Source organism: Tessaracoccus bendigoensis DSM 12906, from assembly GCF_900141915.1.
Taxonomy (GTDB): domain Bacteria; phylum Actinomycetota; class Actinomycetes; order Propionibacteriales; family Propionibacteriaceae; genus Arachnia; species Arachnia bendigoensis.
Genome location: NZ_FQZG01000003.1, coordinates 74,062 through 88,492, shown reverse-complemented (window position 1 = coordinate 88,492; position 14,431 = coordinate 74,062). Strand labels below are relative to the sequence as shown.

The following is a 14,431-nucleotide window of genomic DNA, read 5'->3' as shown; positions in this document are numbered from 1 at the left end:
AGGAACCGGACATGGCGGGTGTAGCGGCGCGGGCGGTGGCTGCCCGCAGGGTCGTCGACGGCCCGATGCGGCTGCTGCGGGCCGACCTGCTGCCTGTCGTCGTCGCGGTGTTGTCGCATCGCTTCGAGGCGACGCGGGTGCTCGGTTACGCCGAGTTCATCGAACAGGTCGCCGAAGACCTCGACGAGCTGCGCGACTCCGGATTCCCCCTGCCACGAAACGCCCAGGAATATGTGGCCGATTGGATCGCCAACGGCTACCTCATTCGACGCGCCGGGGCAGCGGCCCGTGAGGAGACCGTCGAACTGTCCCGTTCAGCAGCGGACGTGGTTCGGTTCGTCACGGACGTGGAACAGGCTAGGTCGTCGGTCACGTCGTCGCGGTTGAGCAATGTCACGGGCCTGCTCGACGCCCTCGCGAGGGAATCCGACCCTGATGCGGCCACCCGGGTCGAGGGCCTGCGGGAGGAGCGCGACCGCATCGATCAGGAGATCGCGCGCATCGAGTCAGGAGACTACGAGCCGCTCGACGACGTCGTCGCCAGGGAACGGCTGGCTGAGATCCTGCGACTGGCAGGCGAGGTGCCTGGCGATTTCGCCAAGGTCGCCGACGACCTGGAAACACTCAACGCTCGGCTCCGCGAACAGATCATCAACAACGACGGGTCGCGCGGAGGGGTGCTCGACGACGTCTTCTCCGGCGTCGACCTGATCGAGACCAGCGAGGCCGGGCGCACCTTCAACGCCTTCCACGACCTCCTGCTGGACCGCATGCTCACCGACCGGTTCGACGCGGCTGTCGACGCGATCCTCGACCGCGGCTTCACCGGGTCGATGCCCGGCCCCGACACCGTCTTCCTGCGCAGGTACCTGACGCTGCTGCAACGCGAGAGCCACCAGGTGCGGCTGAGCCTCACGGAGTTCTCACGCAGCCTCAGACGGTTCGTGCAGACGCAGGAGTACCGCGAACACAAACGCCTCGCCGAGGCTCTCGGGCGGGCGGACCAAGCCGCGTTGGCCGCCCTCAGGACCCACCAGCCGTCGACCCAGCTCGGCCGCGACCTCGACCTCACGTCGACGCGGATCGCGTCAGTCGGCTCATGGTCGCTGCATAACCCGGCCGACCTGCGCACGGTCGACGAAGTCGTGGCCCGGGAGGTGCCGGAACTCGATCTTGAGGAGCTGAGACGGCTTGTCAGCCTCACCGAGATCGACTTTCGGGAACTCGAACGAAACGTCGCCGAGACGGTGGCCCTGGCGCCTGGGGCGACCGTTGGTGATGTGCTGCGCGAACACCCAGCGTCGCAGGGTCTCGCATCCATAGTCGGCCTGCTGATCCTGGCCGAGGAGAACGCGACGCCCGCTCCCGGCGTCGAGCGCTGGCGGTGGGACTCATCGATGGGTAACTCCAGAACTGTCAGTGCGCCGCGCTACGTTTTCACCGAAGTTCCCTCCCACTGGAGCCACCCATGAGCATGCAGAGCGCGCCCCGCAGGGCTGAGGGCGACGTCGACGAGTTCGAGGACGACGCCGTCGCGGTCGAGGCACCCGACGACCCGAGCGAACTGGACGCCCCCACCAGGCGCCTCCTCCTGAAGCTCCTCAACGGCCCTTACGTGCGGGCCGAGGAACACTCGAATTTGTGGACAGCCCTTGAAGTCAACGAGACGGTCGTCCGGTCGCGGCTGGCCGACCTGTACCTGCAGCTGGTCCTCGACCGCGACGCCGGGGTCGCGTTCGTGCGGAACCTTGCGGTGGAGGACGCCCCGAAGGTGGTTCGTCGCCATCCGCTCACGCTTCTCGACACGGTGCTGGTCCTCTACCTGCGTCGGCTACTGCTGGCCAACCAAGGCAGTGCGGCCCGGGTGTTCGTGGGGCGTGACGAGATCGAGGATCACCTGCGCGGCTTCCTCCGCAGCGACACCACCGATAAGTCGGCGCAGGAGGCGAAGGTGGGTCGCTCCATCGCCAAGATGACCGAGAACTCCATCTTGTTGAAGGCCGAGGTCGAAGACAGATGGGAGATCTCGCCGGTGCTCCGCCTCGTGTTCGGTGCCGACGAGGTCGCAGCCGTGACCGCAGACCTCGAAAGGATGGCCGGGCAGTGAGTCAGCATCGTCTCGCGCGGGTTCAGCTGATCAACTGGGGCACGTTCAGCGGTGCCTGGAGCTTCGACGTGCCCTGGAAGGGCATGCTGCTGACCGGCCCCTCCGGTGCAGGCAAATCTTCGGTGCTTGACGCCATGGCAGCCATCCTCGTCGCGCCAGCAAAGGTGCGGTTCAACGCGGCCGCGCAAGGCACCGACACCCGAGATCACGATCGCAACCTCATCACCTACGTCCGGGGCGCCCACAAACGGGAGACAGACGAGGAGACCGGCGAGGTGGGGGCCGCGTTCCTGCGTAAGGGACCCACCTGGAGTGGGGTGGCACTCACGTTTGTGAATGAGGCGGGCGCCTCGACCACGCTACTCAGGCTCTTCCACATCAGCGGCAGCTCAACGGCCCGCGAAGACCTGAGATCGATGTACGCCATCGCGCCCGGGGTCGTCGACCTGCTCGAGCTTCAAGGTTTCGTCGCCAATGGGATCGAACACCGGCAGCTGAAGAACGCCTATCCGTCATGGCACACCTACACCGGCGACAAGTACGGCTCATTCGCTGAGCGGTTCCGCAGACAGCTGGGCATCGGCTCCGAGCAGGCTCAGGTGCTCCTACACAAGACGCAGTCGGCGAAGAACCTGACCAACCTTGATGCCTTGTTCCGCGATTTCATGCTGGACGTGCCGGAGACCTTCGAGCTGGCCCAGACCACCATCGCCCAGTTCGGGGAGTTGCGCTCGGCGCATGCCTCGGTCGTCGATGCCCGCAACCAGGTGGAAGCGCTCACCCCGCTGCGAGCGCTCGACGGCGAGCTTCGTTCACTAGACGGGCGCCGAAGAGAGGTGCAGCTCCAACTCGAGCACCTCGACAGCTGGCTCAGGGCGCGTCGACTCTCCGCGGTGCAGCACGAGCTGGGGGCCGAGCGGCCCGCCGTGGTGCGCCTCGACGCGGAGGCCACCCAGGCGGCGCATGCGGCCGAGGCCGCAGAGGGCGAGCGTCGTCGCTGCCAGCAGGCCGTCGACAGATCCGGTGGGGGAGACGTCACCACACTGGAGTCGCTCCGATCTGTCCACTTCTCTGAGCGTGACAGAGCGGTCGGTGAGCGCGAACGGTTCGCCGCGGCCGCGGCCGTGCTCGGTGTCGCTCTTCCCGCGGACGTTTCCGAGGTAGGCAGATTCGAACACGACCTCGCGGAGGCACGTGAGGTTGTCGCCGCCCGACAGATCGCCTACGACGAGGCACAACGCGAACTGCTGCCCGCCCAGGGAGCAGCGCGTCGGGATCACCAACGACTCGCCGACGATCTGCAGGCCCTCCGCAGGCACGGTTCCAACCTCGACGCGAGGCTGCTGGCCGTTCGGGAGTCGCTCGCGACGCTCCTCCAGGTGCCACCCGACCGGCTGCCGTTCGTCGGCGAACTGATCCAGGTCAAGGCCGAGGAGGCCGGGTGGAGCGGTGCGATCGAGCGGGTCCTCGGCAGCTTCGCCCGCACCCTCGTCATTCCCGCACGCCACCACTTGGCGGCCGCCGGGTACATCGACCGTGAACACCTGTACACGAGGCTGGTCTACGAGCGGGTCGAACCCGCCGGCCTGCCCGTCCCGGAGTTCGAGGCAGACCTGCTGCCTGGCAAGCTGGAGCTCGCCGAAGGTGAGTACGCGGGTTGGGTCGCCGAGCGCCTCGACCGGAGATTCCGCTACGCGTGTGTCGCCGATGCCACCGGGTTCGACGGCCACGACAGGGCGGTGACCAGAAGCGGCCAGGTCAAGCACTCGGCCGCCCTGCATGAGAAGGACGACAGGTCTCGGGTCGACGACCGCTCACGATGGGTGCTCGGCTTCTCCACAAAGGCCAAGGAGGCCGAGCTCGAGCGGCTGCTGGCGCAGTCGCAGGCGGAACTTGACCGGTTGGAGGACGAACTCAGGCGGTGGGACTCCGAGCGTGCGGAGCTGACCAGGCACGCCGACGCCTTGCGCGACCTCGCAGCATTCACCTGGGACAGGATCGACCTCGCCTCCCACGACGAACGGATCGCCGGGGTCGAGCGTCAACTCGAACAGTTGCGCTCGAGGAACGTTGAGCTGGGGGCCCTCGAGGGCCAACTCATACGCGCCGTCGCCGTCAAGGAGGTGGCCGACAGGCAACTTTCCGACCTTCGGCTCGATCTCCGGCGCCACACCGATGTGGTCGAGAATCTGGAGGCGGAGGCAGGCAGGCTGACGGGTGAACTCGCCGCCGCCCGCCCGGTTCCCGACGGCGTGCGGGCCGCCCTCGACACCGAGGCCTCGGGTCTCCAGGTGCCCCCGGCCCAGCTTGACGGGCAACTGCGCAACCGCCTCCACCGACGCGATACCGACCTGGCGCAGGCGTCGGCGAGGGCGGAGAAGCAGGCGACCAGGCTGATGGACCATTACCGTGGCGGATGGCCGGCGGCCTCGGCCGACTGGGACAGCGGCCGCGAATACCTGCCAGAGTTCCTCACCCGGCTCTCAGAGCTGGAGGCCGACCGCCTCCCCGACTTCGAGGACCGCTTCTTCGATCTCCTCAACAAGCAGGCACGCAACAACATCAGCATGCTTGCGCAGCAGATCCGTAGCGCGCGAAGCGAGATCCGCAGCCGGGTCGACGACGTCAACCGGTCGCTGCTGATGACCCGCTTCAGCCGCGAGGGGCGGCTTCAGATCAAGGTGCTCGACCGGTCGCTCCCCGACGTCGAGGCCTTCCTTCGTACGCTCAGCCAGATCACGGAGAGCTCGATGCTCGACCTCGCGGGGACGGACGCGGCCGACGAGCGCAAGGTCGCCGAGGAGCGGTTCGGCCGCATGGAGCAGTTGCTCGACCGGCTCGGCTCGGCCGAACCAGGTGACCGCGCCTGGCGCGACCGCTGCCTGGACACCCGCCAACATGTGGCGTTCCAGGCGAGGGTGATCGACGACGACGGCGTCCAGGTCGACGTCTACACCGGGTCGGGCGGTCGTTCCGGGGGCGAGCGGCAGAAGCTCGTCACCTTCTGTCTGGCCGCTGCGCTCCGGTTCCAGTTGGCGCCCGAGGGGCAGACATCGCCGACGTACGCCCTGGTCGTCATCGATGAGGCCTTCGACAAGGCCGACCACACGTTCACACAGGCGGGGCTGGAGGTGTTTCGCACCTTCGGGTTCCAGCTGTTGCTCGCGACGCCGATGAAGATGCTGCAGACGATCGACGACTACGTCGGGGGAGTGGTCATGGTCACCAATCAGCCGGGCCACGGTTCGACGCTGCAGGAATTGCATTACGACCTCGAACGCCCGACCCCGGTCGAGGACGGGGTCGAGCAGGAGATGCTGGTGTGAGGATGGTGGGGCGCGGCTGGTTGAGCCGGGCGGCGAGCGCCAGCGAGCACCCGTGCCGAAACCGATTCGACCGCCGCTGGTCGAGCCGGGCGGCGAGCGCCAGCGAGCCCCCGTGTCGAAACCGATTCGACCAGGGCTGGTTGAGCCGGGCGGCGAGCGTCAGCGAGCCCCCGTGTCGAAACCAATTCCGGATGCCGATCGCGGTCGCAGCCGCCCACGGGGGTCGGGTTGAGAACCGTTGATGACTTCCGGGCTTTTGCCCGGCGCTTGTGGGCCAGGCGGTACCCCGACTGGCTGGCTTCGGCGTCGACCGGCGAAGGGGCGCTGACCTGGCCGCTTCAACCTCCGACGCAACGAGACGCGCTTTCCGACCCGGATTCGGTCGCCGACTGGGCCAAGGCATGGCGCCGGTTCGGGGAGCGGGGAGGCGTCGTCGTGGCATGGGAGCCGCGATCCTGGGCGTCGATGGGTCGTCAACTCCTCCCCGTGCGGGTCACAGCAAGTCCGGACGCCGTGGCCGACATCGCCGGGCATCGCCAGCAGTGGCGGATCGCGCTCGACGCCGTCGACCTCCTACGCCGAGGCTGGCCAGATACCGACTTCACCGGAGCCCTAGTCCGCGCGGCCAAGCCGCTTGCCAAGTGCACCCCGGACGATCTACCCAGGCTCTCCGGCGTGCTCGGGTGGCTCGTTTCCCACCCTGGTTCGGGGCTTTGGGAGCGGGAGATCCCGGTGCAAGGAGTCGATACCAAGTGGTTCGAGCGGCACCGCGGCCTGATCGAACCGCTGACCGAGGCGATCACCGGATCCGAAACCGGGCTGCTGCGTCATGGTGTCGGTTTCCGGGTCCGGATCCTTGACCCGTCGCTCTGGTCCGGCGCGGGCGAGTTCACCGTCACGCTGCCGGAACTCGTCACCCTCGAACTGCGCCCGAGCAGGGTGCTGATCTCTGAGAACCTGACCACCGTGTCGACCTTGCCGGAACTACCTGGAACGGTCGCGGTACACGGCATGGGTTTCGCGGCGCCCTCCCTGGCGGAGGTCGGCTGGATCCGGGATGCGAGCGTCCTCTACTGGGGCGACCTCGACACGTTCGGTTTCCAGATCCTCGGCCAGGTCCGCGCCGTGCTACCTCAGACGACGTCGGTCCTGATGGACTCGGCCACGCTGAACGCGGCCCGGAGATTCGCCGTCCCTGAGCCGCGGCCCTACCGCGGCGAGATCGGGCACCTGAGCGTCAGCGAACTCGAAACCCTGGCGCTGCTGCGCGCCGACGACCTGCGACTCGAGCAGGAGCGTCTGCCGAGGGACCTGGTGCGCGCCGCCCTCATCGGCTGCTGAAGAAGCAAACCCCGAAATCCGGGGAGGCGTGTGCACAAATCTCTGTATACGTGGAGGTGTGGGCATATAGGCCCTGCCTCGACGCATGGAGAGATTTGTGTACGGCTCCGAAGCGCCTCGGTCGTTTCCGGGAAGCAGAGGAGGTGCCGAGGTGCCGAGGAGGTGCCGGGGTGCCGATCTGCCGTGCCGAGGTGCCGAGGTGCCGGGGTGTCGATGTGCCGTGCCGAGGTGCCGAGGAGGTGCCGGGGTGCCGATCTGCCGTGCCGAGGTGCCGAGGTGCCGAGTGTCGGGGTGTCGATGTGCCGTGCCGAGGTGCCGGGGTGCCGGGGTGTCGATGTGCCGGGGTGCCGAGGTGCCGATCTGCCGTGCCGAGGTGCGGGGTCCCGTCGGTCCCTCCCTGAAAATCGACCAGTGGTCGATTCTGCTGTGTCTGGCGTCGAGTATTGGCCACTGCCTTTGGGGGCGGGTCAGGGGGTGGTGGTCGAGTATCGGCCAGTGGTCGATTTTGCTGTGTCTGGCGTCGAGTATTGGCCCCTGCCTTGGGGGCGGGTTCAGGGGGCGGTGGTCGAGTATCGGCCAGTGGTCGATTTTGCTGTGTCTGGCGACGAGTATTGGCCCCTGCCTTGGGGGCGGGTTCAGGGGGCGGTGGTCGAGTATCGACCAGTGGTCGATTTTGCTGTGTCTGAGGTCGAGTATTGGCCACTGCCCTCGGCGGGCTCGTCAGTGTCCGGCTCCCCGGTCCTCCCAGCCTCTTGCGCAGTTGCACGTTCAAATGCCAACATGGTCCATGTTGCACGTTCAAATAGCGACCTGACGGTGCTCCCAATCAGCGATCGGCCAAAAGTGTCCGATCTACGCCCTAGCGTGGGAGGTCCAAGGGTGAATACCTGACGAAGGAGTCAAGCAATGCGCCTGCCCCGCTTAACCTCGGGCCTCGCGATCACAGCGTTGATCGCCTCCAGTGCCGTGGTCACGGCCACCGTTCCGTCCCAGACCGCGGTCGCGGCCACCACCGCCGTCACGCTGGTCGGCAGCCTGCAGACCGAGCTCGGCTGCTCGGAAGACTGGCAGCCAACTTGTGACGCCACGGCGCTGACCGACCCGGACGGCGACGGGGTCTGGACGGGAGAGTTCACCGTGCCTGCCGGCGGCTGGGAGTTCAAGGTCGCCGTCAACCAGTCGTGGGACGAGTCCTACGGTCCGGCTGAGGGTAACTGGCCCCTGGAGCTGGCTTCCGATCAGACGCTGACCTTCAGCTTCGACGACTCGAGCAACAAGGTCTCTGTCGCCGCCGCCGACCTGCCGGGCGGTTACACCACCGCCGACGATCCGCTGGTCGCCGCCCCGTTCGCTGACCCCGGGGCAGGCAACAACTTCTACTTCGTGCTGACCGACCGGTTCGAGAACGGCTCGTCGGCCAACGACTCCTGCATCGCCACCGGCCACGCCTCCGCAGGCGGGGCACTTCCGGTCGACTGCTCAGGCACCGACCGGCTCACCACAGGCTTCGACCCCACAGACAAGGGGTTCTTCAACGGCGGCGACATCCAGGGGCTCCGCGACCGGCTCGACTACATCGAGGGCCTCGGGTCCACGGCCATCTGGCTCACCCCGTCGTTCGTGAACCGACCGGTCCAGGGTGAAGGGGCTGACGTCTCGGCCGGCTACCACGGCTACTGGGTGACCGACTTCACCCAGATCGACCCCCACTTCGGCACCAACGCCGAGCTCAAGGCCCTGATCGACGAGGCCCATGCCAAGGGCATCAAGATCTACTTCGACATCATCGCCAACCACACCGCCGACGTGATCTACTACGCCGGCCATGAGGGCAGTAACCCCAGCTACGTGCTGAAAGCCGACGACCCGTACCGCGACGTCGACGGCAACGAGTTCGACCCAGCCGACTACGCGCCGGGCGACCAGGCGATGCCCCTGATGAATCCCGACACCACGTCGTTCCCATACGACCCGGAAGTCCCGGCTGGCATGGAGCAGGCGAAGTACCCCGAGTGGCTCAACGACGTCACGCTCTACCACAACCGCGGATTCGACCCGTCATGGCCGGCGGGCGAGGCCGCCAGGTACATGGACTTCGCCAACCTCGACGACCTCATGACCGAGAACCAGATCGTCGTCGACGGCATGAGCGACATCTATGAGGCGTGGACCGACCTCGGCATCGACGGGTTCCGGATCGACACCGCCAAACACGTCGACTTCGTCTTCTGGCAGGAGTTCACCAAGGCGATCACGGAGCACACCGCGGCCACGAATCCCGACTTCTTCATGTTCGGCGAGGTCTACGACGCCGACGCCAAGCTGCTTTCACCCTACGTGCGCGACACCGACATGAACTCGGTCCTCGACTTCGCCTACCAGTCCTCGGCGCTGAACTACGCAAAGGGTTTCACCGCGCAGGGACTGTCCGGCTTGTTCGCCGCCGACGACTACTACACCACCGCCGACAGCTCCGCCGCCTCGCTGCCGACCTTCCTCGGCAACCACGACATGGGCAGGATCGGCTACCTCCTCGGCACCTCGAACGACAAGCTGGAGCGCAGCACCTTCGCGCACGAATTGATGTTCCTCACCCGCGGCCAGCCGGTCGTCTACTACGGCGACGAGCAGGGCTTCGTCGGTGATGGAAACGACAAGGACGCCCGCCAATCGATGTTCGCCTCGCAGGTGCCGAGCTTCATCGAGAACACCCTGATCGACGGCACCGCGTTCGGCACAGGCTCGCACTTCGGCACCGACGGCGCCCTCTACCGGTCGATCGCCGAGCTGGGCGAGCTGCGTCAGGCCAACGAGGCGCTGGCCACCGGTGCGCAGATCGAACTCCACGCCGACAACGGGCCGGGCGTCTACGCGTTCTCCCGGATCGACCGGGCCGAACGGGTCGAGCATCTGGTGGCCCTGAACAACGCGACGACGGCGAAGACGGTCGAGCTCACGACCCTGACCCCGGGAGCGACCTACGCTCCCCTGTACGGGGCGAGCGGGAGCGTGACCGCCGATGCAGACGGCAAGGTCGAAGTCACCGTGCCGGCGCTCGCCGCGGTCGTGTTCAAGGCCGACACGCAGGTCGCCGACTCAGGGGATGTACAGTCGATCTCGATCGTGCCTGGAGCCCCCGCCGACGGACTGACCCCCGTCAGCGCCACCATCGCGGCCGACCGCTGGGCCGAGACGTCGTTTGCCTACCGTGTCCTCGGTGAAACCGAGTACACCGCGCTCGGCACCTCCACCACCGACCGGCCGCGCGTCTTCGCCGACTTCGGCCACCTGCCCGACGGCACCGTCGTCGAGGTGCGGGCCGTGTCGGTCGACGCCGACGGCTCGAGGGTCGCTTCCTCCGGCACCGTCGTGGTCGGCACCGACCTCGGTGCCCCAGCCCCCGAGGGCCCGGACGTCGACCCGTCGACCATGGTGACCGTTCCGGGCAGCCACAACTCCGCGATGGGCTGCCCCGGCGACTGGCAGCCGGGCTGCACCGACGCGATGCTCACCCGCGACGCGTCCGGCATCTATGTGGGCACGTTCGAGCTGCCCGCTGGCAGCTACGAGTACAAGGTCGCCGTCGGCGGGTCCTGGGACATCAATTTCGGGAAGGGCGGGGTGCCAAACGGCGACAACGTCGCCTACACCGTCACCCAGGCCGGCCCTGTCACCTTCTACTACGACCCGGTGACGCATGCGTTCTTCAACACCGCGCAGGGCCCGGTCGTCACGCTGCCGGGCAGCTTCCAGGCCGCCGTCGGTTGCCCGGGTGACTGGCAGCCCGCGTGCCTGAACACCCTCATGTTCGATCCGGACGGCGACGGCGTCTACACCTGGTCGACCACGGCCATCCCGACCGGCTCTTATGAGGTGAAGGTCGCCCACGGCCTCTCTTGGGACGAGAACTACGGGGTCGGCGGCGTGCCGGGCGGAGACAACTACGCCTTCCAGGCCTCGGCCGGCAAGCAGGTCACCTTCACCTACACCCTGGCGACCCGCCTGCTCGACATCCCGGTGGAGGATCCGCCGCTGGCGGGCACCGGCCAGGACCTCGCGCACTGGGTCGATGCGTCGACCTTCGCCTGGCCGACCAACCTCATCACCGGCGGAGGCACGACCTGGGAGCTGTGGACCGATCCCGACGGCGGCCTCGCGCTGGCCGACGGCGTCGTCGTCGGCGGGAGCGGGGCGGGTGCCGTGAAACTCGGCGATCTCACCCGCGACACCGCGGGGCTCACGGCCGAACAGCTGGCGGACCGTGGCCACCTCGCAGGGTTCGCCGCGCTGAAACTTGAAGCATCCAGGGCGGATGTCGAGGCCGCGCTCAAGGGCGACCTGGCCGTCGTCCAGCGCGGTGCGGACGGGATTGCGCAGGTGTTCACCGGCGTCCAGATCCCCGGTGTGCTGGACGACCTGTTCGGCGAGGACGCCCGCGGGGAGGCCCTCGGGGTCACCTTCGCAGACGACGTGCCGAGCGTGCGGCTGTGGGCACCGACCGCCACCTCGGTCGACCTACTGCTCTTTGACGACCTGTTGGGCAGTGGCGAACCCACGCGGGTCGCGATGACCCGTGCCTCCGACGGTGCCTGGTCCGTCGATGGTCTTCCGGCCTGGAAGAACCGGGCCTACCAGTTCGACGTCAATGTGTTTGTCCCTTCGCTGGACGCGCTGACCCACAACGTGGTCACCGACCCGTACTCCGAGGGCCTCACCCTGAACTCGACCCACTCCGTCCTCGTCGATCTCGACGACCCGGAGTGGGCTCCGGAGATCTGGACCGAGACCCCGGCCCCGACGATCGACCAGTTCGTCGACCGCGCCATCTATGAACTGCACATCCGCGACTTCTCGATCACCGATGAGACGGTCCCTGAAGCGCTGCGCGGCACCTATGAGGCGTTCGCGCTCAAGGGCACCGAAGGCGTCAAGCGGCTGACCGAATTGGCTGAGGCGGGCATGAACACCGTCCACCTGTTGCCGAGCTTCGACATCGCCACCATCGAGGAGGACCGGGCCGAGCAGAAGGAGCCTGTCGTTCCCGACGCCGGGCCTGCCTCCGAGGAGCAGCAGGCCGCGGTCATGGCCGTCGCTGATCAGGACGGCTTCAACTGGGGCTACGACCCGTTCCACTTCTCGACTCCCGAGGGGTCCTACGCCAGCGCCGCCAACCAGAATGGCGGAGCCCGCACGGCGGCGTTCCGGGAGATGGTCGGCGGGCTGCACGACATCGGCTACCAGGTGGTCCTCGACCAGGTGTTCAACCACACCTCCGCCTCCGGGCAGGGCGACACCTCGGTGCTGGACAAAGTCGTGCCCGGCTACTATCACCGCCTCAATTTGAGGGGGGCCGTGGAGACCTCCACCTGCTGCCAGAACATCGCAACCGAACACGCGATGGCTGAGCAGCTGATGGTCGACTCGGTCGTCACCTGGGCCGCCGACTACCACGTCGACGGCTTCCGATTCGACCTGATGGGCCATCACTCGGTCGACAACATGACGGCCGTGCGTTCCGCGCTCGATGAGTTGACGATGGCCGATGACGGGGTCGACGGGAAGGGCATTTACCTGTACGGCGAGGGCTGGAACTTCGGGGAGGTCGCCGACAACGCTCGGTTCACCCAGGCCACGCAGGGCCAGCTGAACGGCACCAACATCGGCGCGTTCAACGACCGGCTCCGAGATGCCGTCCACGGCGGCGGGCCCTTCGACGAGAACAAGTCCGAGAACCAGGGCTTCGGCACTGGGCTCTACACCGACCCGAACGGCCAATCGAAGGCGAGCCCTGCCGATCAGCTGGCCGACCTGAGGCATCGGCAGGACCTCATCCGGCTCGGCATGGCTGGCAACCTCGCCGACTACTCGTTCGAGACTGCGGCGGGCACGGTGCAGAAGGGCAGCGAACTCGACTACAACGGGCAGCCCGCGGGCTACGCCTCGGAGCCGGACGAGTCTGTGAACTACGTCGATGCACACGACAACGAGACGCTCTTCGACCTCGGGGTTTGGAAGCTGCCTTCCGACACTTCGATGGCCGACCGGATCAGGATGAACACGATGTCGCTTGCGACCGTGACGCTGGGCCAGTCGCCGACGTTCTGGCACGCGGGCACCGACCTCCTGCGGTCGAAGTCCATGGACCGCAACTCGTACAACTCGGGAGATCACTTCAACGCGCTCGACTGGTCGATGGGGTCGAACAACTTCGGTGTCGGGCTGCCACCGGCCGCCGACAATTCGTCGCAGTGGTCGGCCATGAGGCCATTGCTGACGAACACGGCAAATCTGCCGTCGGCGTCCGACATCGCGACTTCACGCGATCAGGCACTCGAACTGCTGCAGCTGCGTTCCACGCACCCGCTGCTCACGCTCGGGTCGGCGGAGCTGATCGACCAGAAGGTCACGTTCCCCAACGCCGGTGCCGACCAGACCGCCGGTCTGATCGTCATGCGCATCGACGACACCGTCGGGACCGATGTCGACGGTGACCTCGACGGGTTGCTGGTTGTGCTGAACTCATCGCCGGAGCCGATCACCGAGGCGGTCGACGCTCTGGCGGGGGTCGACCTGTCGCTATCCCCGGTCCTGACCGACGGGGTGCACGACGACCCGGTGCTTGCGGAGGCGACGTGGGACAAGGCGAGCGGCACGGTGAAGGTTCCGGCCCGCTCTGCGGTGGTGTTCGTGGAGGAGGAGGTGCGGCCGTCTCCTTCGCCCACCCCGACTCCGACGGTGAGTCCGACTCCGACGGTGAGCCCGACTCCGACGGTGAGCCCGACTCCGACGGTGAGTCCGACCCCGACGGTGAGTCCGACCCCGACGGTGAGCCCGACGGCGACCCCGTCGAAGCCGCCGCTCAACGTCTACACCACCCCTGGCACGCACTTCCACAACGGCCGCTGGTGGCAGACGTCGTGTGAGCCCTATTCGGTGACGAAACGTTGCCGCACCTACATCTGGGCGACCACCATCCGGCAGGTCGACGGCAGGTTCGTCAAGACGAACGGCTGGGCCTTCAACAGCCTCACCTACCTGCAGTCGCCACGCTCGGTCTGGCGGAATAACCCGCTTGGAAACACGGGCACGTGGACCGCGGCCGACGGCCGCAGTTGGCGAACCGAATGCGACACTGCGGCAACCGGTCGCAACGGCTGCCGCAGCTACGTTCGGGCCGACGTGATCGCGGAGGTCACAACTAATGGCCGGACGACGTACCAGTGGGTCCGGGGGCGGTGGATCCTGAACAACATCGTCTTGTTCCGCTGAGACTCTCTTCCATGTGACCCGACCGGCCCCGGCTGGTCGGGTCGCCTGTCTTGTTGGAGCATTGTTGGAGAACGCCCGGCCATTGCCCCGTCTCGGTCGGGGTCGCAGAGGCTGGTCAGGCTGGTGGTGGTCGGAGAGCTGGTCACGATCGAAGATTTCTGGTGGCGCGACGGCGGTACCTGGGGGGGACGGGGTGGGTGTGACGGCGCCGAGGTCGCGTTACCAGCGAAATGGCGCGTTACCTGCCGTATTCCGCTGGTGTCGAGCGAAATCGTTGGTGTCGAGTGCGGATCGTTGGTGTCGGGCGCGGATGGTTGGTGTCGGGCGCGGATGGTTGGTGTCGAGTGCGGATCGTTGGTGTCGGGCGCGGATCGCTGGTGACGAGCGA

The 14,431-nt window shown here is 67.2% G+C and carries 5 protein-coding genes; all 5 read left to right on the top strand.

What is annotated here, in order from left to right; genetic code table 11:
• Positions 1–11: 11 nt before the first annotated feature.
• The 5 genes from BUC15_RS00370 (at position 12) to pulA (ending at position 14,043) form a co-directional block, all read left to right on the top strand.
• Entirely contained in the window at positions 12–1,472 is a 1,461-nt protein-coding gene (locus BUC15_RS00370) for a DUF3375 domain-containing protein (RefSeq protein ID WP_073185309.1), read from the top strand.
• A complete protein-coding gene (locus BUC15_RS00365) occupies positions 1,469–2,107 on the top strand; it encodes a DUF4194 domain-containing protein (protein WP_073185307.1) in 639 nt (212 codons plus the stop codon). The genes BUC15_RS00370 and BUC15_RS00365 overlap by 4 nt, the downstream gene beginning before the upstream one ends.
• On the top strand, positions 2,104–5,433 hold the full coding sequence (locus BUC15_RS00360; RefSeq protein ID WP_073185305.1) for an ATP-binding protein: 3,330 nt from the start codon (positions 2,104–2,106) through the stop codon (positions 5,431–5,433). The genes BUC15_RS00365 and BUC15_RS00360 overlap by 4 nt, the downstream gene beginning before the upstream one ends.
• Before the next feature lie 228 nt (positions 5,434–5,661).
• Positions 5,662–6,774, top strand: a complete 1,113-nt coding sequence (locus BUC15_RS00355) for a Wadjet anti-phage system protein JetD domain-containing protein (RefSeq protein ID WP_084189229.1) — start codon at positions 5,662–5,664, stop codon at positions 6,772–6,774.
• 906 nt (positions 6,775–7,680) lie between these two features.
• Positions 7,681–14,043: a pullulanase-type alpha-1,6-glucosidase gene (gene pulA / locus BUC15_RS00350; protein ID WP_073185300.1), complete on the top strand. Its 6,363-nt coding sequence runs from the start codon at positions 7,681–7,683 to the stop codon at positions 14,041–14,043.
• Positions 14,044–14,431: the final 388 nt, after the last annotated feature.